At 68.2% G+C, this 24,234-nt stretch carries 25 protein-coding genes; 8 read left to right on the top strand and 17 right to left on the bottom strand.

The features are described 5' to 3' along the window. Positions 1-48: 48 nt before the first annotated feature. Complete coding sequence (locus ACWESM_RS05325; protein WP_397278609.1) at positions 49-1,584, bottom strand: amino acid permease; 1,536 nt, start codon at positions 1,582-1,584, stop codon at positions 49-51. Positions 1,585-1,806: 222 nt separating this feature from the next. Here ACWESM_RS05325 and ACWESM_RS05320 point away from each other — a divergent pair, with 222 nt between their 5' ends. Next, positions 1,807-2,481, top strand: coding sequence for a TetR/AcrR family transcriptional regulator (locus ACWESM_RS05320; RefSeq protein WP_452491005.1), 675 nt, complete (start codon positions 1,807-1,809; stop codon positions 2,479-2,481). Between the two features lie 10 nt (positions 2,482-2,491). Here the strand turns inward: ACWESM_RS05320 and ACWESM_RS05315 are convergent, their stop codons facing one another. Genes ACWESM_RS05315 through ACWESM_RS05305 form a run of 3 tightly spaced genes read right to left on the bottom strand, consistent with a single transcriptional unit; the run spans position 2,492 to position 4,407 of the window. Next, positions 2,492-3,556 carry a hypothetical protein gene (locus ACWESM_RS05315; protein ID WP_452491004.1) on the bottom strand — a complete coding sequence of 355 codons (1,065 nt, stop codon included), beginning with the start codon at positions 3,554-3,556 and terminating at the stop codon, positions 2,492-2,494. Positions 3,557-3,606: 50 nt separating this feature from the next. Next, entirely contained in the window at positions 3,607-4,185 is a 579-nt protein-coding gene (locus tag ACWESM_RS05310; RefSeq protein ID WP_452491003.1) for a hypothetical protein, read from the bottom strand. 12 nt (positions 4,186-4,197) lie between these two features. After that, entirely contained in the window at positions 4,198-4,407 is a 210-nt protein-coding gene (locus ACWESM_RS05305) for a hypothetical protein (protein WP_355074723.1), read from the bottom strand. Positions 4,408-5,203: 796 nt separating this feature from the next. Between ACWESM_RS05305 and ACWESM_RS05300 the strand changes: the two genes are divergently transcribed. The 3 genes from ACWESM_RS05300 (at position 5,204) to ACWESM_RS05290 (ending at position 7,684) form a co-directional block, all read left to right on the top strand. Beyond that, positions 5,204-6,112: a helix-turn-helix domain-containing protein gene (locus tag ACWESM_RS05300; RefSeq protein WP_355074721.1), complete on the top strand. Its 909-nt coding sequence runs from the start codon at positions 5,204-5,206 to the stop codon at positions 6,110-6,112. Next, the gene (locus ACWESM_RS05295) at positions 6,102-6,317 is read left to right on the top strand and encodes a DUF397 domain-containing protein (protein WP_452491002.1); all 216 of its coding nucleotides are present in this window, start codon (positions 6,102-6,104) and stop codon (positions 6,315-6,317) included. The genes ACWESM_RS05300 and ACWESM_RS05295 overlap by 11 nt, the downstream gene beginning before the upstream one ends. A gap of 206 nt (positions 6,318-6,523) precedes the next feature. Next, complete coding sequence (locus ACWESM_RS05290) at positions 6,524-7,684, top strand: UDP-N-acetylglucosamine--N-acetylmuramyl-(pentapeptide) pyrophosphoryl-undecaprenol N-acetylglucosamine transferase (RefSeq protein ID WP_452491001.1); 1,161 nt, start codon at positions 6,524-6,526, stop codon at positions 7,682-7,684. 7 nt (positions 7,685-7,691) lie between these two features. Here the strand turns inward: ACWESM_RS05290 and ACWESM_RS05285 are convergent, their stop codons facing one another. From ACWESM_RS05285 to ACWESM_RS05275, 3 genes are read right to left on the bottom strand one after another with little or no spacing between them, the layout of a single operon-like run. Continuing rightward, positions 7,692-8,807 carry a DegT/DnrJ/EryC1/StrS family aminotransferase gene (locus ACWESM_RS05285; RefSeq protein ID WP_452491000.1) on the bottom strand — a complete coding sequence of 372 codons (1,116 nt, stop codon included), beginning with the start codon at positions 8,805-8,807 and terminating at the stop codon, positions 7,692-7,694. Continuing rightward, positions 8,791-9,771: an ATP-grasp domain-containing protein gene (locus ACWESM_RS05280; protein WP_452490999.1), complete on the bottom strand. Its 981-nt coding sequence runs from the start codon at positions 9,769-9,771 to the stop codon at positions 8,791-8,793. The genes ACWESM_RS05285 and ACWESM_RS05280 overlap by 17 nt, the downstream gene beginning before the upstream one ends. Further along, positions 9,768-10,754, bottom strand: coding sequence for a dTDP-glucose 4,6-dehydratase (locus ACWESM_RS05275; RefSeq protein ID WP_364428677.1), 987 nt, complete (start codon positions 10,752-10,754; stop codon positions 9,768-9,770). The genes ACWESM_RS05280 and ACWESM_RS05275 overlap by 4 nt, the downstream gene beginning before the upstream one ends. A gap of 178 nt (positions 10,755-10,932) precedes the next feature. On the opposite strand from ACWESM_RS05275, the gene ACWESM_RS05270 reads away from it, so the two are divergent. Beyond that, complete coding sequence (locus ACWESM_RS05270; protein ID WP_364428680.1) at positions 10,933-12,426, top strand: peptide deformylase; 1,494 nt, start codon at positions 10,933-10,935, stop codon at positions 12,424-12,426. A gap of 152 nt (positions 12,427-12,578) precedes the next feature. Here ACWESM_RS05270 and ACWESM_RS05265 read toward each other — a convergent pair whose 3' ends face one another. From ACWESM_RS05265 to ACWESM_RS05240, 6 genes are all read right to left on the bottom strand, one after another. Continuing rightward, the gene (locus ACWESM_RS05265) at positions 12,579-13,109 is read right to left on the bottom strand and encodes a hypothetical protein (RefSeq protein ID WP_412805333.1); all 531 of its coding nucleotides are present in this window, start codon (positions 13,107-13,109) and stop codon (positions 12,579-12,581) included. An 89-nt stretch (positions 13,110-13,198) separates the two neighbouring features. Continuing rightward, entirely contained in the window at positions 13,199-13,999 is an 801-nt protein-coding gene (locus tag ACWESM_RS05260) for a family 1 encapsulin nanocompartment shell protein (RefSeq protein WP_397278592.1), read from the bottom strand. After that, on the bottom strand, positions 13,996-15,054 hold the full coding sequence (locus ACWESM_RS05255) for a Dyp-type peroxidase (protein WP_364428689.1): 1,059 nt from the start codon (positions 15,052-15,054) through the stop codon (positions 13,996-13,998). The genes ACWESM_RS05260 and ACWESM_RS05255 overlap by 4 nt, the downstream gene beginning before the upstream one ends. 57 nt (positions 15,055-15,111) lie before the next feature. Beyond that, positions 15,112-15,438 (bottom strand): cupin domain-containing protein, encoded by a 327-nt coding sequence (locus ACWESM_RS05250; RefSeq protein ID WP_355074712.1) that lies wholly within the window; start codon positions 15,436-15,438, stop codon positions 15,112-15,114. Positions 15,439-15,622: 184 nt separating this feature from the next. After that, positions 15,623-16,123, bottom strand: coding sequence for a dihydrofolate reductase (locus ACWESM_RS05245; RefSeq protein WP_355074710.1), 501 nt, complete (start codon positions 16,121-16,123; stop codon positions 15,623-15,625). Next, positions 16,120-16,947, bottom strand: a complete 828-nt coding sequence (locus tag ACWESM_RS05240) for a thymidylate synthase (protein ID WP_364428694.1) — start codon at positions 16,945-16,947, stop codon at positions 16,120-16,122. The genes ACWESM_RS05245 and ACWESM_RS05240 overlap by 4 nt, the downstream gene beginning before the upstream one ends. 108 nt (positions 16,948-17,055) lie before the next feature. On the opposite strand from ACWESM_RS05240, the gene cobF reads away from it, so the two are divergent. Then, positions 17,056-17,799 carry a precorrin-6A synthase (deacetylating) gene (gene cobF / locus ACWESM_RS05235; RefSeq protein WP_452490998.1) on the top strand — a complete coding sequence of 248 codons (744 nt, stop codon included), beginning with the start codon at positions 17,056-17,058 and terminating at the stop codon, positions 17,797-17,799. 62 nt (positions 17,800-17,861) lie between these two features. After that, positions 17,862-18,731 (top strand): Fpg/Nei family DNA glycosylase, encoded by an 870-nt coding sequence (locus tag ACWESM_RS05230; protein WP_364428698.1) that lies wholly within the window; start codon positions 17,862-17,864, stop codon positions 18,729-18,731. Positions 18,732-18,740: 9 nt separating this feature from the next. Here ACWESM_RS05230 and ACWESM_RS05225 read toward each other — a convergent pair whose 3' ends face one another. From ACWESM_RS05225 to pdxR, 4 genes are all read right to left on the bottom strand, one after another. Then, positions 18,741-20,249, bottom strand: a complete 1,509-nt coding sequence (locus ACWESM_RS05225; RefSeq protein WP_452490997.1) for a carboxylesterase/lipase family protein — start codon at positions 20,247-20,249, stop codon at positions 18,741-18,743. 13 nt (positions 20,250-20,262) lie between these two features. After that, entirely contained in the window at positions 20,263-21,699 is a 1,437-nt protein-coding gene (locus ACWESM_RS05220; protein ID WP_397278583.1) for a dihydrolipoyl dehydrogenase family protein, read from the bottom strand. Positions 21,700-21,707: 8 nt separating this feature from the next. Then, positions 21,708-21,953 carry a DUF2630 family protein gene (locus ACWESM_RS05215; protein WP_355074698.1) on the bottom strand — a complete coding sequence of 82 codons (246 nt, stop codon included), beginning with the start codon at positions 21,951-21,953 and terminating at the stop codon, positions 21,708-21,710. Positions 21,954-22,037: 84 nt separating this feature from the next. Continuing rightward, positions 22,038-23,408, bottom strand: a complete 1,371-nt coding sequence (gene pdxR, locus ACWESM_RS05210; RefSeq protein ID WP_452490996.1) for a MocR-like pyridoxine biosynthesis transcription factor PdxR — start codon at positions 23,406-23,408, stop codon at positions 22,038-22,040. 80 nt (positions 23,409-23,488) lie between these two features. Between pdxR and ACWESM_RS05205 the strand changes: the two genes are divergently transcribed. Beyond that, the gene (locus tag ACWESM_RS05205) at positions 23,489-24,166 is read left to right on the top strand and encodes a pyridoxamine 5'-phosphate oxidase family protein (protein ID WP_452490995.1); all 678 of its coding nucleotides are present in this window, start codon (positions 23,489-23,491) and stop codon (positions 24,164-24,166) included. Positions 24,167-24,234 lie beyond the last annotated feature (68 nt).

Genomic DNA, 24,234 nt, shown 5'->3' with positions numbered 1-24,234 from the left:
TGTGGGAATGCGGCGGTGCTTGGCAGCGCACCGCCGCATCGAAGGCGCTCAGGCCGGTTGCGGTGCGGGCTCACCCGCGGTGACGCCGCGCGACCAGCCGACCACGAAGCGGTGCACCACGACGCCGACGGCGAGCACCAGCAGCACGAAAAGCGGTGCGGCCCAGAGCATCCACCAGCCGCCGCCGGCCGGGGCGTATACCTCCGCCCGTGGCCAGGCCAGGTTCACCACCATCGCGACGCCCCAGGCCACGGCGAGCGCGTTGACCGGAATGCCGAACCGGCCCAGGCCGAACAGCCGCGCGTCGGTGCCCGCGTCCGGCAGGCCGGTGAACCGGCGGATCAACAGCGGCACCGTCACCAGCAGGTAGGCCAGGTACAGCGTGACGATGCAGACGCTGGCCAGCGTCGCGAAGATGGCGGCGTTGCCGAGATTCAGCACCAGCAGGCCGATGCCGAGCGCGCCGATCACGATCGCGGGCAGCACCGGCGTGCCGTAACGCGGGTGCACCGCGGCGAGCCTGCGGGCGAACGGCAGCTTCCCGTCCCGCGCCATGGAGAACATCAGCCGCGAGCCCGCGGTCTGGATAGCCAAGGTGCACACGGTGATCGCGACCGCCACGCACCCCAGCAGCACCTTGCCCGCCGGGCTGTCCAGCTTCGCGGTGAGCACGTAGGCCAGGCCGTCGGAGGCGAGCGCGCCGTCGGACAGGCTCGGCGCGGCCATCAGCGCGCCGAGCAGCATCAGCCCGCCGCCCAGCGCCGAGACCGACAGCGCGGTGAGAATGGTGCGCGGCGCGACCCGGCGCGGGTTCTTGGTCTCCTCGGAAAGCTCACCCGCGGAGTCGAATCCGACCATGACGTAAGCCGCCATCAATCCCGACACCAGGAACGCGGCCCAGTAGGGACCCGGCGCGGCCTGGTCGGTCTCCAGTACCACGCCGGGCCCGCGCTCGGTGTGGGTGAAGAACAGCGCGATGATCGCCAGCACGCCGACGATCTCGACTGTGACGCCGATCGAGTTGATCCGCGCCATCAGGTCGATGCCGATCACGTTGATCAGCGTGGTGACCACCAGCAGGATGCTGCCCAGCAGCACGGCGTTGGTCGCGCCGGACGGCGAGGTGAGCGCGGTGTCGGTGCCGACGAGCTGGAATCCGGTCCAGATCGATGGCAGCACCACTTGCAGGGCGATCGCCGCAGCGGCGGCCGTGACGATCTGCGCGATGATCATCATCCAGCCCGCGAACCAGCCGACGAGTTCGCCGCCGAGTCGCCGGGACCACTGGTAGATGCAGCCCGAGATCGGGTAGCGCGCGGCCAGTTCGGCGAAGTTGAGCGCGACGAGGAACTGTCCGGCGAACACGATCGGCCAGGTCCAGAAGAAGGCGGCTCCGCCGAACGAATAGCCGAAGCCGAAGAACTGGAAGATCGTGGTCAGGATGGAGACGAACGAGAAGCCTGCCGCGAAGGAGGCGTAGCGGCCGAGCTTGCGGTGCAGGACGGGCTGATAGCCGAACCTGGCGAGGTCGGCGCTGTCGCCGGTGAGATCGGGTGGCGGGGTCGGGGCGAGCGTGGTGGCCATGGGGTGGTCCTTCGGCGTGGCGGCCAATAACTATCAGACGACAGTTTTGCCGCCGCGATCGCGCTTTCGGTGACCTGCGTGTATCGCTTTCGAGACCTTCGGTAACTTCTGTGTTGCGGGGATTTCTATCAAATGACAGAAAACGCACCGCCCGCCGTCGGCGAGCTGTGCGCACGACCACCGCGGCGGAGCTTCCCCGCGCCGACCTGCCAGAATGAACCCGTGGCAAACCTCGGGCCCGGACGGCCGCGTCTCGAACAGCGACGCAGGCGCGGATCGACGCCGCGCGCCGAGATCCTCGACGCCGCAGGCGAACTGTTCACCACCAACGGGTACGCCAACACCTCCACCCGTGCTATCGCCGACGCCGTCGGCATCCGGCAGGCCTCGCTCTACCACCACTTCGCCGCCAAGGACGACATCCTCGACGCGCTGCTCGCCGAAACCGTCGCAGCCCCGATCGATCTGGCCGAGCGCCTGCGCGCGGCGTCCGAACCGGTACCGGTCCGGCTGTACGCGCTGGCCCTGTTCGACGTGCGGCAACTGTGCGCGTCCCGCTGGAATCTCGGTGCGCTGTACCTGCTTCCGGAACTGCGCACCGAGCGCTTCGCCGCATTCCGCCTGCGCCGCGACGAATTACGCGGACATTACGAGACTTTGGCCGCCCAGGTACTCGCCGAGGTAGGCGCGGTGAGCGTGCCGGGTACGCAGTTGCTGCCGTTCCGGTTGGTGGAGACGGTGATCAGCATTCGCTCCGACGAAGGAGCCGCGCCCAGGTACGCCGAGCGCACGATCCCCGGGGCGGTACTGCGCACGCTCGGCTGGCCCGGAGATCTCGACCCGATCCGGGCCGAGGCGATCGCGCTGCTGGACCACCTGGCGATGCCCAACCCATGACACGGTACGGCTACCGATTGCGCTCGATCCCCCGGCTCCGATCCTGGCTGTGCAAATAACCCCGCACGACCGACGGAGCATGACCCGGCGACTCCCGCACCGCCGCCGACGGCGGTTCCGCTTGACCGAGCCCCAGAATCTTCACCACCTCCGGTGGTATTCCGCGCGCTTGCAGCCGCGCCAGATGTTCCGCGCGTTCCTTCTCCGCTGCCGCGCGTTCCTTCTCGGCTGCCGCGCGTTGCTTGTCGGCTGCCGCACGTGCCTCGGCCGCCTCCCGGGCCGCCCGTTCTCCGGTGTCGGCGGTTGGTCGTTCCCGGTACTGCTCGGGTGCCGGGAATTCCCGCGCGACCCGCTCGGCTGCCGCACGTGCAACCCGTGCACTCTCGGTTTCCGGCGCTTGGGGTGCTTGCCTGGCTCGTTCGGCTTGCTCCTGGACCTGTCTGGCGTGTTCGGCTCGCCGCGGGGCTTCCGCCCGGCCACGCTCGGCGGCCTTGCGGAACTGCTGCACCTTCCGAAATCCCTCGGCTCGCTCTCGCGCCCGAATGATTTCACGTATCTTCGGTAGCCGTTGGCGGGCGCGGTTGGCACGGTTCAGCTCGTATCTTGTCTTCAATTCGAGCTGGCGAGCGTCCTTTTCGCGGCCCAACCCCTTGGCGAATGCCGCACGGGCCTGTTCCCGCGTCAACTCTTGGTGAATCACCCTGTTGCCGAATTCCTGCTTCAGCGCGATCAGCAACTTCTCGTATTTCGGCGACATCTGCTCACCCGCGACGGTCCGAATCAGGAGCGATTCGATCTCGCGTTTCGCGAGTAGCTCGCGATCCTTTTGCAGCTCCCGGAGGTCGTTTTTGCTACCGGTCCGACCCGATTTGTCTTCGATGGCGTGAACCCGGCCTTGCTCGTCGGCCTTGGCTTTGTCGTAATGTCGTGGACCCAGCGATGTGGTGTACCGGCCCGGTTGCTGCACATAACCGTTTTGACGGTCATGGAAGAGGTGCTCCAGGCCGTTCTCGAAAATCCGCCCGCGAGCCGGGTTATCGAAATGTTCTCGGATCCTGTCGTACTCATCAGGCATGACAGGATCCACCCCCGAATTCTTGAATTAGTCAGATAAGAGGTTTGCGGCTACCTGTCGTTACGTGACGACGAGTATTCTTCGGAGAATTCGCGCAGCATCTCCGCCATACCGGAGAACATTCCTTCATCCGCCGGGTCGTAGTCCTCGATCATGAGTTTCATCAATCCGTATGCGGTGTCACCGTCGGTATCGAACCCGTATTCGAGCAGTGGATTGATGTGGTCGTAGAATGAATTTTCGCGCCCGAACCACTTATAAGACTCCCAGTGTGCGCCTGCGAACCTGATGAAAAGTTCGCCCAGGAAACATATGAAGGCGTCAGCCATGTCAGCGTTCTCGGGGGCCATCGCGGTAGCCAAGTCCGGGAAGAGCTCGGCAACGATCGAATCGAGCCGCTCAACCTCCGCTGAGTCTTCCGGCCACGGCTCCGAAGGAATCTCGCGTATGCCCGCATAGTCCATGAACTTCTGGACCTGCGCCGCGCGGCGGTCCGGGTCGACCCATTTACCCCATTCGGTCTGCTCGACGGGTACGCCGAGATCCATGGTCAACTGCTCGTCATTCCCCACGCCCAGCTCCTTCTCGTCATGGCCCGAACAGGTCAGTGTCGCGCGTACACCGGTCACGGGACAAGAACCTCATCGCTCCAAGTACAACTTCTCGTTCGGTAACCTAGGCCAGCCCTCGGCACTATCAGGGAGTATGTGCGCCGCGTCGACGTAGTGGCGTTTCCGGTGGTCTTCGATGAACGTCAACGCGGCAGTAAGGCAGGCCGTGAAGTCGAGCCGGACGCCGTGCAGGAAGACCGACAGATGCACATCGGGATCGTTCGGCAGCGGAGAAGTCATCGCGTCTCGCTTCCGGTCATCGCCTACCCGGACCGACACACGCCCGAATGGACTCGACCACAACCATTCCGGACGGACGGTACCTGTCCCGGGGTGTCTCTATCCAATGCCTGACAGCGCCGGACTCAGCTGTGGGTGACGGCAGTGCCACAGTGCCGCCCTCCCGGACAATCGACACGTCGAGCCGGAACATCTCCGCGAAAAGCTTGGTGTCGTCTGGAAAATCGGGCCGCACAATGTAGGTCCACCTGTTCGAGCGAGGATGCGCCACAATCGGCCCCATGGCATCCCTGCGGCGCTGCATGACTTGCCTGACGGCTCGCCCTAACGGAGCGGGCATGGTCAACGCTCCGACGTACGACGCGCGCATGATGATGCGCCCCAGCTCGGGTGGATCGATTACAGCGGGCAAATCACACATGCGCCGGTAAAAGTGGCAGCGAGACCGGGGTGTGTCCCCGAAAGGTATGGTTTCCATCCGTTTCAGATCTCTTGGACAGGCTGGGCGGTGTGGATCTGCTCGGATTGCCACTCGTGTAGGGCGCTCAGAAACCGCTCGAGAACATCGGCAGGGACATCGACCAACGGCGTTGCAGGCCGCGAGAGGAACGGGTTTCGATGTGGGAGCGCATTGTTCGCCATGCGAACAGGATGTTGTGAAGGGTCGACGTTCGGTACGCGACTTCTTCGGTTCGCGAAACCCGCGCGAAAGCGCACCAAGTCTTCCGCTGATCGAGTTACCCTCCTTCCGTTGCGAAATGAAGCTGCATCGCAGAGCGGAAGGGGGTCGCAAGGGGTGAACGAAGAAGACGACGGGCCGGAGGACGCCGAAACCAGTTTGCCGCGTAGACAGTTGGGTCGTTTGCTTCGAGAGGCGCGGACGGCGGCGGGTCTGAGCCTGGAAGTGGCAGCGCGGACACTCGGCTGGGGTAACGCAACCATCAGCAGACTGGAGAACGGCCGCAACAAGAAGGTCAGGGCGACGGACCTCGACGCTCTGGGTGCGCTGTACGGGGTCGACGAGGAAGACCTTGTGGAGTGGAAGGAACTCGCGGGACAAGCCCCGGTCCGCTCCTGGCTGCGAACGTACAGTGACGTACTGGAGCCGAAGTTCAACACTTACGTCGTGCTGGAGTCTGCCGCAAGTGAATTGGCCATATTTCAGCCGCTCATCATCCCCGGACTGCTCCAGACTCGCGCCTACGCTGAGGCCATGAACCGCGCCAGGCAGCCTCGAGTTTCGGAGGCGGACTTGGAACGGTTGGCAGCAGTTCGGGCTCGGCGTCAGCATCTACTCACTCGGCCACGGAACCCGTGCAGACTCACAGCCGTAATACACGAGAACGCCCTGCGGACGATCGTCGGCAACCGGCAGGTGATGGCTGATCAGTGCCGACACGCGGCGGACATGAGCACGCTCGACAACATCGAGGTCCGCATACTCAGGCAAGAAGTTGGCTTGCCAACTGGCAGGCTCGTCACCCCCTTCATTGTGATGACCTTTCCGAAGGACTCACAGGGCAAACCAGTTGAACCGTCTGTCATCTACGCGGAGAGCTACACCGGGGATGCGTATCTCGAGAAGCGTGAGGACGTCCAGCGCTGTAGGCACACGTTCCTTACGCTGGCCGAAGCGACTATGGATGCCCGCTCGAGCCGCACCCTGTTGAGAGAGATAGCAAGGAGTTACGACAGTGAACGTTGAACTCGACCTAGCGGGAGCGAAGTGGTTCAAGTCACGCCACAGTTCGGGGGGCAGCGGCGAATGTGTCGAGGTCGCACACCTCAGCGGAGGCATGGTTGGCGTTCGTGACTCCAAAAATCCGACCGGCCCGGCGCTGATCTTCACCCCAGGCGAGTGGGACACGTTTACCGCCGTCGTTGTCGATGGCGAGTTCGAGCGCCCATAGACGAAACGGAAGCCCCGCCCCTTCGCTGAGACGCAGCCCGTCGAATGACTATCTGCGCAACTACTGCAATGGCGGCCTGCCCAGAAGACTCGCGTCTGGAGCAAAGCTACGCCGCCCGGACATATACGCGCTTGTGAGGGGCCGGGCCAGCTCCGATTGAACGGCCTACCTGGTGGCAGACTCGAGCGCGTTGTGAGAGCCCGATCATGGAAGGCGGCGTCGTGCGGGTAGCGATAGCGGGTGGTGGTACCGGAGGGCACGTTTTCCCTGCGCTCTCTGTTGCGCGAGAACTGCGCGCCGGTGCAGATCAGGTGCAGGTGCGGTGGTTCGGGCAGGCGGACTCGCTCGAACAGCGGACCGCGGCTGCCGACGATATCGATTTCACCGGGGTGGCAGTGGGAAAGCTGCGCCGGGACCGCAACCCGCTACGGATGTTGACCCGCGCCAATGCCGTCGACATGGCGCGGGTACCGGTCGGTGTGGCGCAGGCGGTGCGCCGGTTGCGCGCGTTCGCTCCGGATGTCGTACTGACCACGGGCGGCTATGTGGCCGTGCCGGTCGGTATGGCTGCTGGCGTTCTGCGGGTTCCGTTGGTAGTGCATGAGCAGACGGTTGGGCTGGGCCTGGCGAACCGGGTGTTGGCGCGGGCCGCGACCGCGGTGGCGGTGACCTCCGAAGCGACTGTCGCGGTGTTGCCGCCGCGGGTGGCCGTACGCGCGGTGGTCACCGGCAACCCGGTCCGTGAGGCGGTACTCGCTGGCAGTGGTCCTGCGGCGTTGGACCGGTTCGGGCGCGGGTTCGACCGGGGGCTGCCGACCGTGCTGGTCACCGGCGGTGCGCAGGGCGCCCACCAAGTCAATACCGCTGTCGTCGGGGTGCTGAAGTCGCTGTTGGGTCAGACCAACGTGATTCACCAGGCCGGCGCTGCGGACCTTGCAGCGTTGCGGCAGACGGCGGCCGCGTTGCCTGGCGAGCTGGCCGGTCGGTACTACGTCACCGACTTCATCGACGGTGCGGGGATGGCGGATGCGTTGGCGTTGGCTGAGGTGGTGGTGTGCCGTGCTGGCGCAGGCACGATCGCCGAGTTGACCGCGTTGGGTAAACCCGCGGTGCTGATCCCACTGGCGTCGTCGGCCGGTGGCGAGCAGGTGCGGGCGGCGCGGCTACTCGCCGAGGCCGGGGCCGCGATCACGGTGTCGGGCGCGGTTACCGGGGAGCGTGTCGGCGCGGCCGTCGGCGGGCTGCTAACTGATCCGGACGCCCGCGCCCGGCTGGGCAAGGCCGCGCGGGAGTTGGGGCGCCCGGATGCGGGACAGCGCCTAGCTGGGTTGGTGCGCGCCGTCGCCATAGGCGAGCCGGTCAGGTAGCTGCGGGTTACGGCGCGCCAGCCAGTGCCGTCACGACGGTGGTGACGTCGGTGTCGGTCATGGCGAGGTGAAACGGCAACGACAGCAACTCCGCCGCGGAGTGCTCGGTGGCAGGCAGACGGCGGTGCCAGCGCTCGAAGGCAGGCTGGGTGTGGTTGGGCGGGTAGTGCACACCGACCCCGATGCCGGCCGCCTTCATCCGCGCGAACACCTGGTCACGGTCACGCACTCGCACGACCAGGTTGAAGGGCACCGTGTGGTCTATATCGACGTCGACGAGACGCACCTCCTCGAGGTCGGCGAGCGCGCGAGCGTAGCTGCGCCATAGGGCCATTCGCCGATCGATGACGTGGTCGAAGTGAGCCAGTTGAACTCGGCCGACCGCGGCGTGCACGGCGGACAGGTGATACGGCAGACCGAATCCGTTGACGCGGTAGTCGGTGGTGCGAATGCGGGTCAGCTGTGTGGCGCGGATGCCGAGTGTCCGCATGGTACGCAGCCGTTCGGCTTCGCGGCGGTCGCGGGCCACCACCGCGCCGCCCTCGATCGAGGTGATGTTCTTGATCGGGCCGAACGAGAAGCAGGTGAGCTGGCCGGTCGCACCGACCCGGCGCCCATCATGGTGTCGGGAGCCGAAGGCGTGGGCAGCGTCTTCGACCACGGCTATTCCCCGTTCGGCCAGCCGGAGTTCGGTCAGGTCGACAGCGCGGCCGCCGTAGAACACCGGGAGCACCGCGCGGGTGTTGACGGTGATCGCGGCCTCGACGGTTTCGGGGGTGACGCATTGGGTGGCGGGGTCGATGTCGGCGAAGCGCGGCACTCCGCCGGCGGCGCGGATGGCGTGAATGGTGGCGCAGAACGTTTGGGAGGGGACCACGACTTCGTCGCCGCGCCATATCCCAACCGCCATCAACGCCATGTGCAGGGCTGCGGTGCCGCGATGGGTCGTGACGACGTCGGTGACGCCGAGGAACGCGGCCAGTTCCTGCTCGAAGAGTTCGGTTTCGGTGTTGTGCCCGTACTGGCCGGCCTCCAGCGCGGCGGCGAGGGCAGCAGTTTCCGGGCCGTGCAGGTACGGGGCGGCGTTGCGGGCGACGGCCGGAGAGTCAGTCGGCGTGAGCATCACGGTCTCCTGTGGTGGTGACAACGGCGAGGGTGTCGACGTATTTGGTGAGCCTCACCCCGGGGCGGTAGGTGAGTCGGTCGTAGTCGATCGGCCCACCGAGCAGGGCAGCAAGGTATTGGCCCGTCAGGTCGGCGCCGGCGGCTTCGGAGGCCAGAAACGCACCGGCGGGCCGTGCGTTGACCTCGGTGATCTGCGGGCCGGTATCGGTAGCGAAACCCTGCACGCAACACCACCCGCGGATTCCGACCGCGACTAGGGTGGCGCGCACGAGGGCATTGATGTCGGGGTCGGTGAAGGTGCTGGTCACGATCGACAGCCCGCCTTTGGTCAGCAGCCGCCACCGCAGGATGACACCAGCTCGGCCGTCGTCGCCGACGAGACAGTCCGCGGTGAATTCGGTGCCGATGATCCGGGTTTGCACGATCGGGTCCTCGATCAGCAGGCAGGCCGCGCGCGCTCGGTCACGGCCCTGACAAGCCAGGACGCCACGTGATCCCTGGCCCCGACGGGGTTTGACGACGAACGCCCCACCGGAGGGCGCGTCTTCGAGCTGTTCGGGCAGCCACGTTGCCGGGTGTGCGACGCCGACCGCCGCGAGTGCCTCGGCGAAGGTGGCTTTGTCCCGGCAGGCGGTGACTGCCGAACTCGGTGGCAGCCAGGTCCGCGTGCCCAGCGCGTACATTCCGGCGGTCATCTCGATAAGCGCAGGCAGCTCAGCTTCGACGGTGGGGGCAACCGCGTCGACGGCCTCGGTGTCGCACAGCTTCATCAATGCCGGCCCGTAGTGGGGGTCCTCGACATGCGGGCCCAGCCGCGGTTCGATCCCGTCCAGTAGGAACCCGTTGGCCAGCGGGTCAGCGTCGACGCCGATGACCGTCGCGCCGAGCTGACGCAGGCGCCGCGCCACGTCGAAACCGGGCTGGCCGCCGACACCGGTGACCAGGACCCGTGCCTCGCTCACCGCTGGACACCGGCGCCGGTGCGGGCGGCCAGCATCGGCGCCCACAGGTCGGCATTGGCGCGATACCAAGCGATGGTCTCGGCTAGCCCGTCTTCGATGCTGAGCCGGGGCCGGTATCCCAGCCGCGCGATCTTGTCCCAGGTCATCGCGTAGCGGCGGTCGTTGCAGCGGCGATCGGGTACCCGGATGACGCGATCCCAGTCCGCGCCCATCGCGGCCAAGATCAGCCCGGTGAGGGCTTCGTTGGTCAAATCGGTTCCACCACCCAGGTTGTAGACCTGCCCCGGAGTGCCGTGGCGGCGCACGAGCTCCAGGCCCGCGCAGTTGTCGGCGACATGCAGCCAGTTCCGCACATGCTGTCCGTCGCCGTGCAGCACGATCTTGGTTCCGTGCAACAACGAGGTGATGTGGGCAGGGATGATCTTTTCCGGGTGCTGATGCGGGCCGTAGTTGTTCGACGAGCGAGTCACACACACCGGCACGCCGTGAGTCCGGTAGTAGGACAACGCGATCAGGTCCGCAGCGGCCTTGCTCGCCGCGTACGGCACGGTCGGCGCCAGCGGGGCATCCTCGCTCGCGGCACCTTCAAGTGCGGGCCCGTACACCTCATCGGTGGACACATGCACCACCTTGGTGATCCGATGTCGGAGGGCGGCATCGATAACCGTCTGCGTGCCTGCCACATTCGTGGCGATGAACCGTGCGGCCTGAGCGAAGGAGTGATCGACGTGCGACTCCGCGGCCAGGTGGACGATTTCGTCGTGTGAAGCCGCCAACTCGTCCACGAGGGCGGAGTCACCGATATCGCCGGTAACCAGACGCAGCCGCGGCGAGAGCATCGCGGCGCCGAGGTTCTCCGCGTGCCCGGCGTAAGTGAGTGCGTCGAGCACAGTGACCTGCTCGACGTCATCGTGGCCGAGTAGATGCCGGACGTAGTGCGAGCCGATGAAACCCGCGCCCCCGGTCACCAGGACTCTGCTCATGTTGTGCCTCCCCGAATCGTATTGGCCGCGAACCACCCCAGGGCAATCAACGGGTCAAGCCGGAGGCGGGTCGCTGGGTGTGCAATTTCCCCATGGATGCAGGGTGTTTCGTCAGAGTGGGCGCATACTCACGGGGTACTCACGCACATGCACACCCCGCGCGAACAGGAGCACGACAGTGACCCCGGCCGAAACCTCGCCCGACAATGCCGTGACGCAGGTCAATGCCTTCGCGCTCGAGTTGCGCCGCTGGCGCGATGTCCGTGGCCTGTCACGCCGGGCGCTGGCCGCCAAACTCGGCTACAGCCGCCCGTATGTGTCCAAGATCGAATCCGGCACCGAGAAGCCATCCCGAGAGTTCGCCGCCTGCGCCGAGTCGGCCCTTCAAGCCGGTGGGGCACTGCGCGCCGCGTTCGAGGAGTTCCGCGCCTACCGCTCCGCCGTCACCCGTCCGGCCGCTGTCGATCTCAGCGACGCTGCCGGGTCACTGGTGGTTGATCACGACGATGCGAGCTTGTCCTTCGACGGGCACACCTACCGGCTGCGCCAACGGCGGCGCCTGATCAACGGCGGCTCCGAACCGATCACCCGCTATCTGATCCGGATCTCGGTCGACCGCCACCCCGGCGACCCCGAGCGATCCAACCAGCTCTATCAGGAACACCCACTGACCTGGGACGAGATCGACTTGCATGCCTGGCACGGCGAACACCGCGCCGAGCCCATGGCCTGGACCGCGCACCATGACCGCGATGCGTTCAAGGAAGTTTGGCTGATGTTCAGCGAACTCGATGGTGGCCGCCACTTTCCGCTCTACCCCGGCCATGCCTGCTGGATCGAGTACGAGTACACCGTCTCAGAGGCTCACTGGGGCAACTGGTTTCAGCGCGCGGTCCGCCTACCTACCAATCGCCTGTCGGTGCGGTTGGACTTCCCCGCCGCGCTCGAGCCCTCGGTCTGGGGGCTCCAGACCTCGATGGCGGCCGAAGGTCAGCCGTTCCGCACACCCATTTCCCATCAGGTGGACCAGGAACGCCACATCTATGCCTGGTCCACCGATGATCCGCCGCTGCATGCGCGCTACCGCCTCGAATGGGACTTCCGCGGACGCAGCGACGACGAACGCACCCCACCGAGCAAGGTCATGGCTGGCCTGGGCATCGCGCAGGAAGGTGACGAGATTCTGCGCCAGGTCGCGCGCCCGTTCGATCTGCCGGCCGAAGCCGAAGACGCGCGCCGCGTCGTGGCCGAACTTAATTCAGCCGCCGAACGTGTAGCCCAGGCTCACGTATTCGGCAAGGGAATGGGCATCGCCGCGCCCCAGATCGGCATCAGCCGTGCCGCAGCGATCGTGCGAACCCCCATGGGAGACGTCATCACCCTGTTCAATCCACGCATCGTCGAAACCAGCGGGGAAGACGAGCAATACGAAGGATGCTTGAGTTTCTTCGACCTGCGCGGGCGGGTACCGCGCCCGTTGACCATCCACGTGGAGCACACCAATATCGACGGCGACACCCGGATCACCGTGTTCGATCGCGGCGTTGCGCGCCTGGTCGCTCACGAGGTCGACCACTTGTACGGACGGCTCTACCTCGACCACATGAAGCCGGGTTCCGAGCCCATCTCCGTTGAGAAGTACCGAGGCACCGGCACGAACTGGACCTACTGATGCCGACGCCTCCCACCACGAACTGAACCTGGTCTTCACCGTCCCTGTGACCCCGGGGGCGGTGGGAACGTATTCGGCTCCTGGTGGGGGCGTGAAGGGTCGGTGCCGCCGAGGATATTGGACGTCCCAGATCTATCGACAGGCCGCCAACCTCAGTGCGTCGGCGGGCCGATCTGCCAATGCTCCTGCAACGCCCCCGCGATCTGCGGCAACACGGTCACCGGAATCCGCTTGCGCCGCAGTATCGCCCGGATCTCCGTCACCTGGTCGCGTTTGCGCAGGTCGTACGCTCCCGCGACCGGGCGGACCACCGGGGGAATGGACAACAGCACCAGTTCGCCGTGCGGTTCGTCGCCGCCGATGAGGTCCAGCGCCAGCGACCATCGGGCGCGCTCGTCCAGGGTGAAGCGCCCGGCCACCACGCGGTCCCACGAGATGCGGGAGATCGTCCACGGCTTGCGCCGGTAGATGGCGTGATCGGTGAGCACGACGGCGTCCCGGGTGAACAGGGCGACCAGCACCGCGATACCGACGACGGCTCCGGCCAGCAGGCCGGTGAACACCCGGTTCACCCCGAACGCGGCGACGAACGAACCGCAGATCGTGACGGTGGCAAGGATGCCGAGCACGCTGTAGAACACGGCGCGCTGCGTCGGAACGACACCCGCCCGCACCGTTGTCATCTCACCTACCTGTTCATGGCGCATATCCGGCCACCGTACCGTCTCGCGCTCCGGCCGCGCACCTGGCCGTTCCCAGATGTGACCGGCGCTCAGAGGGTCAGCGGGACCGCGGCCTCGGCCGTGTACACCAGGAACGTCAGGCTCTGCTGGAAGTACAGCTGCACCGACGTGCTGTCGTGCGTCAGGTAGCCGATGGACAGGTCCTGGCCGATGCGCAGATCGAAGTCGCCGCCGCGCGTGGTGAGCACGATCGCGCCGTCGATGGCGGGCGCCCAGATGATCTCCCCTTCCGGGATGAGGCGCTCGATATGCGTGCGGATCATGTGGCCGTGGTCGGAGGTCTCGCTGACCGCGGTGTACAGATCGGCGCTGAGCAGCACCGAGTACGGTCCGTCGACACCGGCAAGCCGCAGCGCGGTCAACGCCTGCGCGATCGACTCGGGGACCAGACGGGTGTCGCTGGGCAGCGTGATCGGATCGTTGGACGAGCTGGCGCGGATGCCGGTGATGTGCGCGGCCGTATAGCCCTCGAAGATCGCCCGGTCCTCGGCGAACGCCATCTTCTTCGCGGCGTCCTTCACCGGGTCCAGGTCGGCGTCCTGCGCGCCGCGCTCCACGTTGTCGAGTTCCTCGCGGGAGAGCGTGAACGGCACCCGCAGTTCGACCAGCGGCGCGACCACCCGCTGACGGGCGAACACCCCGGCGTCCGGCGAATCGATCGCCGTGGTGTGCCCGGTGCCCACCGCCGAGTAGTCGACGCCGTGCGGGCCGGACAGGTCGACGACGCGTCGGCCCGCGATGTGCCGCTTGAACGTGCGCGTCGCCTCCTCCTCGATGGCCGCCCACGCCTCGGAGGTGATCGGCGCTAGTTCGCGATGGAGGTTGTTCATGACCGGATGCTCCTTTTCAACGAGCCGATACCGAGGGCGCCGTCGCCCGCGGGCGCGGCGATGCCGGGCGGATCTGCGGGACCAGCGCCGTCGGTGTCCACGGACACCGCGGATTCCGCCGCCTCCCACGGCGCAGGCGGCAGATCGTCGAGGAAATCGACGGTGGGTGCGAAGAACGAGGTGCCGGTGTGGGCGACGGAGAAATCCAGGATGCGGTCGTAAGCGGCCTCGTCGGTGCCGAGGAACATCCGGGTGAGCATGCGTTCGGTGACGCTCGGCGTGGCCGCGTAGGCGATGTAGTAGGTGCCGAACACGCCCTCGCGCACGCTGCCGAAGGGCATGTTGCCGCGCAGGATTTGGCGTTCGGTGCCGTCCGGATCGATCAGCGTGTTGACCTCGACGTGCGAGTCGGCCGGCTTGATCTCGTCGGGGAGTTCGAAGTCGTCCAGTTTGGTGCGGCCGATGACGCGCTCTTGCTCTTCCACCGAGAGCGCGCGCCAGTCCGCCAGCGGGTGCGTGTACTTCTGCACGATCACGTAGCTGCCGCCGGTGAAGTCCGGGTCCTCCTCGCCCACCAGCGCCGCCGCGTAGGCCGCGCGACCCTCCGGATTCTCCGTGCCGTCCACGAAACCGAGCAGATCGCGCTGCTCGAAGTAACGGAAGCCGACCGTCTCGTCCACGATCGTTCCCGCACCGGCCAGCCGATCGCCGATCGCCATGGCCAGCTCGAAACAGGCGTCCTGCACCTCGGACTTGATGTGGAACAGCAGGTCGCCCGGCGTCGCGGGCGCGGTGTGGCGTGCGCCGACGTAACCGGGGAACGGATGCAGCTCAGCCGGTTTCGGGCCGGCGAACAGGCGGTCCCATGCGTCGGAGCCGATCGAGGTGACGCAGGTGAGGTTCGCGCCCGGCAGGCGGAAGCCCACCGAGCGGCGCAGGCCGGTGATGTCGGCGAGCAGGTCGCGGACCGTCGCTTCGCCACCCTCGTCGATCGTGGCGACCAAGAAGATCGCGGACGGTGTGAGCGGTTCGAGGATCGGCTGCGGCTCACCCATGATCGACACCCTAATGCCCGACCGGTCCGGCCGGGCTACGGACCCGCATCGTGGTGGCTACATCGCCACCGTCAGCAGGAACGCGACGTCGTCGATCGCCTTGACGCTGTGGCGCGCCTTGGGTATCACGATCAGGTCGCCCTCGGAGCCTTTCCATTCGTTGGCGCCGCTGAGCAGCACCAGGGTGCCGCTGAGCACCTGCAACGTGGCTTCGCCGGTGTTGTCGTGTTCGGCCAGGCTGTGCCCGGCCGTCAGGCCGACCACCGTTTGCCGCAGCGTATGCGTGTGGCCGCCATAGATTGTCTGTGAACTGCGCCCGCTCGTGGCGAGGGCGGCCAGCTTCAGTTGCTGGCGCGCTACCGCAGTCAGCGATTTCTTTTCCATGGACCGCCTTTCGCAGAGCACCACAGCCGGTGCCGGCTGGTGGCAACGGCTCGAGGCGGGCGACCGGACGCGGGTCCGGCCGCCCGCATATCGAGGAGTATGCCCGAGTCCGTCGCGGCGCGGGCCGGGTTCGACCGTCCCCGCCCGTGGGGGCGGCGTTCGCGGAGCCTCTTGGCGTGGCGCGCTAGGCGGGCCGCCGGGTGTAGTGCCGGATGCGGTAGCGCAGGCCGGTGGCCGAGGTGCGCCACGGCTCCGGGTCGTCGGGCCGCCACTGCGGTCCGATCGACGGCGCGAAGGCGTCGCCCTCGACCGCGGTATCGATCTCGGTGACGCGCAGGTCGGTCGCGAACTCGAGTGCGGCGCGGTAGATCTCGCCGCCACCGGCCACCCAGACCGCGTCCGGGGCGCACTTGGCCAGCGCCTCCGGCACCGATGACGCCCGCTCGGCGCCTTCGGCCGACCAGTCCGGCTGTCTGGTCACCACGATATTGCGCCGCCCGGCCAGCGGCCGGAACCGCGGCGGCAGCGAATCCCAGGTCCGTCGGCCCATCACCACGGGATGTCCCCAGGTGACGTCCTTGAAGTGCGCCATGTCCTCCGGCAGCCGCCAGGGGATGGTGTTGCCGGACCCGATCACCCCGTCCAGGGTCTGCGCCCAGATCAGCCCGACCGTCCGCTCGCTCACACCGCCACCGGGGCCTTGATGGCCGGATGGTGCCGGTAGTCGATCACCTCGACGTCCTCGTAGCGGTAGTCGAACAGCGTCGGCGCGGGATGCAGCCGCAGCGTGGGGAACGGGTAGGGGTCGCGGGCGAGTTGCTCGGCGACCTGGTCCAGGTGGTTGTCGTAGATGTGGCAGTCCCCGCCGGTCCAGATGAAGTCACCGGGCGCCAGCTCGGTCTGCTGGGCGACCATGTGGGTGAGCAGGGCGTAGCTGGCGATGTTGAACGGCACGCCGAGGAACAGGTCGGCGCTGCGCTGGTAGAGCTGGCAGGACAGCTTCCCGTCGGCCACGTGGAACTGGAAGAACGCGTGGCAGGGCGCCAGCGCCATCTTGTCCAGGTCGGCGACGTTCCATGCCGAGACGATGATGCGCCGGGAGTCGGGGTTGGTGCGCAGCGTGTGCAGCACCTGGGAGATCTGGTCGATGTGCGTTCCGTCCGGCGCGGGCCACGATCGCCATTGCACGCCGTAGACCGGGCCGAGTTCGCCGTGGGCGTCGGCCCATTCGTCCCAGATGGAGACGCCGTGCTCGCGCAGCCAGCCGATGTTGGAGTCGCCGCGCAGGAACCACAGCAACTCGTAGACGATCGACTTGAGGTGGACCTTCTTCGTGGTGATCAGCGGGAAGCCCGCCGCGAGGTCGTAGCGCAACTGGTGGCCGAAGACGCTGCGCGTTCCGGTGCCGGTGCGGTCGGCTTTCTTCGTGCCGGACGTCAGCACCAGTCGCAACAGGTCCTCGTACTGGGTGTCGGGAGCCGATGCCGGATCGAGCGCGTCATGAGCCACGTCTGGCAACTCTAGTCTTCGTGCTCGCACACTCGGCGAGCCGATCGGGCGCGTCCCTGGCCACGCCTGACGACGGTGGCCCGCCGCGGCCCTGGCAAGCTCGAGCCCATGCGCAAGCTCTACGTGATCGGCATCGGTGCAGGCGACCCCGACCAGGTCACCGTGCAGGCGGTCAAGGCGATGCGGCAGGTCGAGACGTTCTTCGTCATCGGCAAGGGGGAGGCCAAGCGGGAACTGGTCGACGTGCGGACGGCGATCTTGGCCGAACACATGGATCGGCCGTACCGGATCGTGCCGATCGCCGATCCGCCGCGGGACCGCACGCCCGCCGACTACGTGGACGTGGTCGACGACTGGCACGATCGCCGCTCGGCACTGCTGGAATCGGCGTTCGCCGCGGCCGACGGCGTCGGCGGCATCCTGGTCTGGGGTGATCCCGCGCTCTACGACAGCACGCTGCGGATGATCGAGCGGGTGCTCGCCCGCGGCGCGGTGCGTTTCGACTACGAGGTGATTCCCGGCATCACCAGCGCGCAGGCCCTGGCCGCCCGGCATCGGATCGTGCTGCACGGCATCGGTGAGCCGGTACGCATCACCACCGGCCGTCGCCTGCGCGACGAGGGACTCGGCGCGGAGAACGCCTTGGTGATGCTGGACGGCGACTGCTCGTTCACCACGATTTCGGCCCCCGACGCGCACATCTGGTGGGGCGCCTACCTCGGCATGCCGGACGAGACGTTGATCGAGGGGCCGCTGTCGGAGGTGAGCGAGGAGATCGTGCGCCGCCGCGCCGAGCTGCGCGACCGGAAGGGCTGGATCATGGACATCTATCTGCTGCGCCGCGGGGAGTGAGCCGCCCGCTGCCGTGTGCGAACCGGGGCAGGTTGTCGGTAGGGCTGGGTAGTCTGAACCCCGTGCCTGAGCTACCGGAAGTGGAGGCGTTGGCTCAGTTCCTCCGGGAGCATGCGGTCGGCGCCGTGGTCGGCCGCGTCGACGTGGCCGCGTTGAGCGCCGTCAAGACGTTCGAGCCCCCGGTCACCGCACTGTCCGGTCGAGACGTCACCGGCGCGGGGCGCTGGGGCAAATTCCTCGGCATGGAATGCGACGGGCTGTGGCTGGTCACGCACCTGTCGCGGGGTGGATGGCTGCGCTGGATCGATGAGCCGAGCCCGACGCCGCCCAAGCCGGGCGGCAAGAGCCCGCTGGCGCTGCGGGTGCACTTCTTCACGCCCGAAGGGGCGACACCAGCGTTCGACCTCACCGAGGCCGGCACGAAGAAGCGGCTCGCGGTGTACGTGGTGGCGGACCCGAAGGCGGTGCCCGGTATCGCGCGCCTGGGCCCCGACGCGCTGGAGGTGACCGAGGCGCAGTTCGCCGAGATCCTGCACGGCACGTCCCAGCGGATCAAGACCGCGCTCGTGGACCAGGCGCTGCTGGCGGGCGTCGGCAACGCCTACTCCGACGAGATCCTGCATACGGCGCGGATCTCGCCGTTCGCGAACACCAAGACCCTTCCGGCGGACAAGGCGGCCGAGCTGTACACCGCCATGCGCACCGTGCTCACCGACGCGGTGCGGCGCTCGGTCGGACAGGACGCCGCCCGCCTCAAAGGCGAGAAGCGCTCCGGTATGCGGGTGCACGCGCGGACCGGGCAACCCTGCCCGGTCTGCGGCGACACGGTCCGCGAAGTCTCCTACGCCGAACGGTCCTTCCAGTACTGCCCGACCTGTCAGACCGGCGGCAAGATCCTCGCGGACCGGCGGATGTCGCGCTTGCTGAAGTAGCGGCCCGGCTCAGGTCAGCGTCGGGACCCGCACGCCCTGCCAGGCGAGTCGTTTCTCCCGGTCGGGGTCGTGTTCCACGCGCGTGGGGTAGTCGATGATCAGGGTGGACCTGCGGGCCTCCGTGTAAGCGGGCCAGGACGGCAGCGGAGTTCCGGTGCGCGCGAAAGCCAGCCAGTTGTCCTGGAACTGTTCGGTGACCGCCCGCAATCCGCGTCTGCCGCCCGCGGCGGTGAAGGCCCGGCCGATCGGCGTATCCGTCACGCCGAAGACCGGAATGAGATCGGTCGCGTGCGTGGCGCCGATCCCGGCGAGTTGCAGGGCGCGCGGGGCGAAATCGTAACGGTAGGCGTAGGTAGGCGCGTGCCTGCTGTGACCCTCCATGACCGTCACCGAAGGACGCCAGAAGGTGTAGTCGCCACCCGCCCGCACCGCGGCCTTCGGCTGCGGATAGCCGGAATACGCCGCCTTGATCCTGGACTCCGCCTCGGTGGAGTTACCGAGCGCCGAGCGCAGCCGGTCCGGGGTGGTGGGCAGTTCGTCGGCGAACCTGGCGAACAGCGTGCCCTCGTCGCGGTTGGTGCCGATGATCAGCGGCACCCGGTGCGCGGAGCCGTCGGTGATCGCGTCGACCGGGGAAACCGGCAGGAACTCGCCGTCCACCACCGGGCACACCGGAAAGGCGCCGGGCTGTTCCCGCACCACCTGGCCGATGGTGCGGTCGACCGCGCGGCGGATGTCGTTGGCGCCTGCGGTGCGCAGGGCGGTGTGCGCGGTGTCCGGCGTCGCGCCAAGCGCGGCGACGCAGCGGCGCGCGAAGCCGCGGGCTTCCTCGGCCGTCACTGCCCAGTCCGCGGGTGGGCTCTGAGAAATGGCCTGATGGAAAAGCCCTTTGGCTTTCGGTGTGGCCAGGAGACCGAGTACGGCATGCGCCCCGGCCGACTCGCCGAAGATCGTCACGTTGCCCGGATCGCCGCCGAAGGCCGCGATATTGGTGCGCACCCACTCCAATGCGGCGAGCTGATCACGCAAGCCGAGGTTGGAGTCGAACGGTTCCTGCGCGGTGCCGAATTCGCTGAAGTCGACGTAGCCGAACGCACCCAGCCGGTAGTTCAGCGAGACCACCACCACATCGCCACGCAGCGCCAGTCGCGCGCCGGAGTACAGCCCGAGCGCGGAGGTTCCGATGAGATAGCCGCCGCCGTGGATGAACACCAGCACCGGGCGCGGGCTCGCCGCCGGTGTCGCGGGCACGGTGACATTGAGTGTCAACGCGTCCTCGCTGGTCGGCTGATAGGCGCGCGGCCCGATCCGTGCCCCGGAGCGATGCTGCATCGCCGCGGAGGTGAAGTCCGTCGCCGCCCGAACGCCGGACCAGGGTTCGACCGGCTGCGGAGCGCGAAACCGCAGGTCTTCGATGGGAGGAGCCGCGTAGGGAATGGACCGCCAGCGCAGGACGCGGCGGCCCCTGCGACCGCGGACGACTCCGTCGGCGGTCGCGATATCCGTTGTTGCCACCATTTAGAAATGGTAGCTACGCGCGCCGCGCCTCCAACAGGCGCAGCCAGAACTCGCTGACCGCCGGGAAAGCTGGCACGGCGTGCCAGAGGGTGGACAGCGGCACCCCGCCGACCACGGCGATCGTCGCCGCGTGCAATTGCTCGCCCACGTCGGGGCCCACGAAGGTGGCGCCGAGCAGCGTGTCGGTGGCGCGGTCGATCACCAGTTTCGCGTGGCCCGCGTAGTCGTCCCGGGACAACGCCGACCCGGCCACCTCGATGTCGAGTTCGACGGTCTCCACCGAGTGCCCCGCGTCCCTGGCCGCCGCCTCGGTCAGGCCGACCGCCGCGACCTCCGGCGCGGTGAACACCACTTGCGGCACCTTGCCGTGATCGGAACTCGCCACGAACCGCGGATCCTCCAGCGGCTTGCCCTCGGCCCGCGCGGCGATCACGTCGCCGCACACCCGGCCCTGGTACTTGCCCATGTGGGTGAGCGCGGCGCGGTGGTTGAGGTCGCCGACCACATACAGCCACTCGCCCTCGACATCGCGCGCGGTGAGGTGGTCGTCGACCGCGATGTAACCGTCGGACAGCCCGACCGCGTCCAAGCCCAGCCCTTTCGTGGCCGGTGCGCGCCCGGCCGCCACCACGATCTCGTCCACCTCCAGCGCCGACTCGCCTTCGGGACCCCGCAACCGGACCGTGACGGAACCGCCGTGGATCCGGCCTTCACCGGTGTCCTTCGCGACCGGGCGCTCGACGGAGGTGGGCTCGGTGCGGAAACGCACTCGCACGCCCGCGTCGGTCAGCGCCGCCGCCACCCGTTCGCCCGCGAACGGCTCGTTGGCGGCCAGCAGCGCCGAGCCGCGCACCAGCAGGGTGACCTCGGCCCCGAGCGCGGCCAGCCAGGTCGCCGCCTCACTGGCCACCACGCCGCCGCCGACCACGGCGACCCGGCGCGGGACCTCGTGCAGATTGGTGGCGTCGCGGGAGGTCCACGGCAGCGCGGCGCGCAGGCCGGGCACATCGGGCACGTTCGCGGTGGTGCCGGTGGCGAGCACCACGGCATGCCGGGCGCGCAACTGCCGCCCGTCGACCTCGACCGAGCGCGTGCCGGTCAGGCGGCCGGTGCCGCGAACGACGTCGATGTGGTTGCCGCGCGCCCAGTCGACCTGGGCGGAATCGTCATGGTCGTGCACGAAGGCGTCGCGCCGCCGCAGCACCGCCTCGACGTCGAGGCCGGTGGCCGAAACGCCCGGCATCGCCCGCGCGGCCGCCAGGACGTGGCCCGGTCGCAACAGCGCTTTGCTCGGGATGCAGGCCCAATAGGAACATTCGCCACCGATGAGTTCACGCTCCACGATGGCGGCCGTGCGGTCGCTGCCCGCGACGGCGTAGGCGGCGGCGTTCTCGCCCGCCGGTCCGCCACCGATCACGATGACGTCGTAGTCGGCTGGTGTGCTCGACATCGCCGCGCCTACTGCAGGTAGCCCTCGACCTGCGAGACCGTATTGGCTTGGACCGCGTCCGGGGATTGGCCCTGATCGATCCGCGCCCGGCGGTGACGGAGCAGGTCCCAGGCCTGATCCAGCATCACTTCCAGTTCGGCCAGGCGCTGGCGTTCGGTCCTCGGGTCCAATTCGCCGCGAGTCGCCTGCGAGCGCAGCTGGTGCTCCTGGTCGACCAGTTCCTTGATCCGCGCCAAGATGTCCTGTTCGCTCATGGTCCGTCCTTTCCGGCAGGTGCGGGGCTCCGCGTGATCACGCTGCGCTGCCGCCTCCGGGCCTGTTCGCTGACCCCGACCATGCTACGGCCGGGCGAGGCACGCGGCGGCCTTCGGGACGGCCGCGGCGAGTTCCGGCCAGGACAGCGCCGTGTAGCCGAGCGCGACGCCGAAGTGGTCCCGGCGCGATCCGAGGTGATGTCTGGCCAACCCGTCCAGCGCGACACCGTGCGCCAGGCCTTCCGCGACCACGCGCAGCTCGTCCTCGGCCGACTCCACCGGCACGACGACGTGCGAACCCGCGTCGTCGCCGAGCACGCCGAGTCCGCGGCGGCGCAGTTCGGTCACCGCCAGCGCCCGGCGCGGCGGCAGCATGCGGCGCAGCCTGCGCAGGTGCCTGGCCAGATCACCGTGTGCGGCGAAAGCGGCGAGCACGCGCTGGCCCGCCGTGCTCGGGCCGGTGCCGGTGCGCTCGCGGTGGGCGAGCACCGCCCCGGCTATCTCCGGAGCGGCGAGCAACCAGCCGACACCGAGACTGGGGGACAGGATCTTGCTAGTCGTGCCCAGGTGGACGACGACGTCCGGAGCCATGGTGGCCAGCAGCGGCAGCGGCGCGGTGTCGTAGCGCAATTCGCCGTCGTAGTCGTCCTCGATGACCAAGATCCCGGAGCGGCGCGCATGCTCCACCAGCTCGACCCGTCGCGCGGCGGGCATCCGCGCGCCGAGTGGGAATTGATGCGCCGGAGTGCAGTACACCGCTTTGATCCGGGACGGCAGCGCGTCCACGCGCAGTCCGTGCGCGTCGACGGGAACCGGGACGACCTCGAGACCGGCCGCCGCGAATGCCCCTGCGGCGCGCTGATAGCCGGGATCCTCCATGGCGACGGCATCGCCCGGCCGCAGCAGCGCCACGGCCAATTCGCCTACGGCGGAACTGGTTCCCGCCGTCGCGAGCAGCACGGTGTCGCTGCCCGCGCCGATCCCGCGGTGGCGCAGCAGATGCTCGGTGACCGCCGTGCGGAACTCCGGTTCGCCCGCGCGGTCCTTGCGCACGAGCGGGGAGTGGTCCGCCGCGGCGCGCCAGGCGCGGCGCCATGCGGCGGGATCGATGGCGTCGACGCACGGCGCACCGGGGGCTAGGTCGAATAGCTGCGGCGCGGCGTCGGTGTCGTCCACGGGGTCGGTGCGCGCGGGCGCGGCGGCCGGTGCGGTCGTCAAGTAGGTTCCGGAGCCGCGTCTGCCGTCGAGCCAGCCCTCCGCGTGCAATTGGTCGTAGGCGGCGGCGACCACTGTGCGGCTCACGCCGAGCCGCCCGGCCAGCGCGCGAGTGGACGGCAACCGGTCGCCGCCGCGCAGCGGCCCGCTGGTCGCCGCGCGGCGCAGTTGGTCGGCGATCTGCACCGACAGCGGTCGCGCCAGGTCGCGATCGAGGTCGAGGGGAAGGTCGTCCAGCACGGCTCCTCCTCGAAGTGGACTGCTGAGAATCATTTGAATTGGCACTTTGATAATGCCATTAGCGGATCGATGCTGGGTTCATGACCGAAACAGTCAGCCCACGGGCTCCCCTCTCGCCGACGCCGCGCAGCACGCCGACCCGGCTGACCGACCGTGCCCGCACCGATCGCGCCGACTTGGACGCGGTGCTCGACGCCGGGCTGATCTGCCACTTCGGTGTGCTGCTCGGCGGCACGCCGGTCGTGTTGCCGACCGCCTACGGCCGCGACGGCGACACGCTCTACCTGCACGGCTCCACCGGCGCGGGAAACCTGCGCGCGGCGCTCGCCGCCGACATCTCGGTGGCGGTGACCTTGGTCGACGGCGTGGTCTACGCGCGTTCGGCCATGCATTTCTCGATGAACTACCGCTCCGCGGTCGTGCTCGGCCGGGCGCGGGAGGTGACCGAGCACGACGAACGCCTGCACGGGCTGCGCGTGATCGTCGAGCACGCCGCACCGGGCGCGTGGTCGCGCGTGCGGCCCCCGAGCAAGAAGGAACTCGCCGCCACGAAGGTGCTCGCTCTCGACCTCACCGAGGCATCGGTGAAGGTCCGTGCGGGCGGCCCGAAGGACGACCCGTCGGACATCGACAACGGCGGCGTGTGGGCCGGTGTCCTCCCGCTGCGCCAAATGTGGGACACCCCGATCGACTCCGCGGACCTGGACCCCGGCGTCCCGGTCCCCGCCGACGTCCTGGGGCGCTCGGCCTCCCGCTGACCACTTGTGGGGTGTGGACGACGAGCACGAGTCCGGAGGTGGCGGCGAGATCGACCGCTGAGCGTGAA

The sequence above is a fragment of the Nocardia sp. NPDC003999 genome (genome assembly GCF_053604885.1).
Note: the sequence above shows the minus strand (reverse complement) of the source record. Positions and strands in the feature narration are given on the sequence as shown.

What these genes read in the sequence shown, in the direction of transcription:
- ACWESM_RS05325 (WP_397278609.1), bottom strand. Translation starts at nt 1,584, where the DNA reads ATGGCCACCACGCTCGCCCCGACCCCGCCACCCGATCTCACCGGCGAC.
- ACWESM_RS05315 (WP_452491004.1), bottom strand. Translation starts at nt 3,556, where the DNA reads ATGCCTGATGAGTACGACAGGATCCGAGAACATTTCGATAACCCGGCT.
- ACWESM_RS05305 (WP_355074723.1), bottom strand. Translation starts at nt 4,407, where the DNA reads ATGACTTCTCCGCTGCCGAACGATCCCGATGTGCATCTGTCGGTCTTC.
- ACWESM_RS05290 (WP_452491001.1), top strand. Translation starts at nt 6,524, where the DNA reads ATGGAAGGCGGCGTCGTGCGGGTAGCGATAGCGGGTGGTGGTACCGGA.
- ACWESM_RS05285 (WP_452491000.1), bottom strand. Translation starts at nt 8,807, where the DNA reads ATGCTCACGCCGACTGACTCTCCGGCCGTCGCCCGCAACGCCGCCCCG.
- ACWESM_RS05275 (WP_364428677.1), bottom strand. Translation starts at nt 10,754, where the DNA reads ATGAGCAGAGTCCTGGTGACCGGGGGCGCGGGTTTCATCGGCTCGCAC.
- ACWESM_RS05265 (WP_412805333.1), bottom strand. Translation starts at nt 13,109, where the DNA reads ATGACAACGGTGCGGGCGGGTGTCGTTCCGACGCAGCGCGCCGTGTTC.
- ACWESM_RS05260 (WP_397278592.1), bottom strand. Translation starts at nt 13,999, where the DNA reads ATGAACAACCTCCATCGCGAACTAGCGCCGATCACCTCCGAGGCGTGG.
- ACWESM_RS05255 (WP_364428689.1), bottom strand. Translation starts at nt 15,054, where the DNA reads ATGGGTGAGCCGCAGCCGATCCTCGAACCGCTCACACCGTCCGCGATC.
- ACWESM_RS05250 (WP_355074712.1), bottom strand. Translation starts at nt 15,438, where the DNA reads ATGGAAAAGAAATCGCTGACTGCGGTAGCGCGCCAGCAACTGAAGCTG.
- cobF (WP_452490998.1), top strand. Translation starts at nt 17,056, where the DNA reads ATGCGCAAGCTCTACGTGATCGGCATCGGTGCAGGCGACCCCGACCAG.
- ACWESM_RS05225 (WP_452490997.1), bottom strand. Translation starts at nt 20,249, where the DNA reads ATGGTGGCAACAACGGATATCGCGACCGCCGACGGAGTCGTCCGCGGT.
- ACWESM_RS05220 (WP_397278583.1), bottom strand. Translation starts at nt 21,699, where the DNA reads ATGTCGAGCACACCAGCCGACTACGACGTCATCGTGATCGGTGGCGGA.
- ACWESM_RS05215 (WP_355074698.1), bottom strand. Translation starts at nt 21,953, where the DNA reads ATGAGCGAACAGGACATCTTGGCGCGGATCAAGGAACTGGTCGACCAG.
- ACWESM_RS05205 (WP_452490995.1), top strand. Translation starts at nt 23,489, where the DNA reads ATGACCGAAACAGTCAGCCCACGGGCTCCCCTCTCGCCGACGCCGCGC.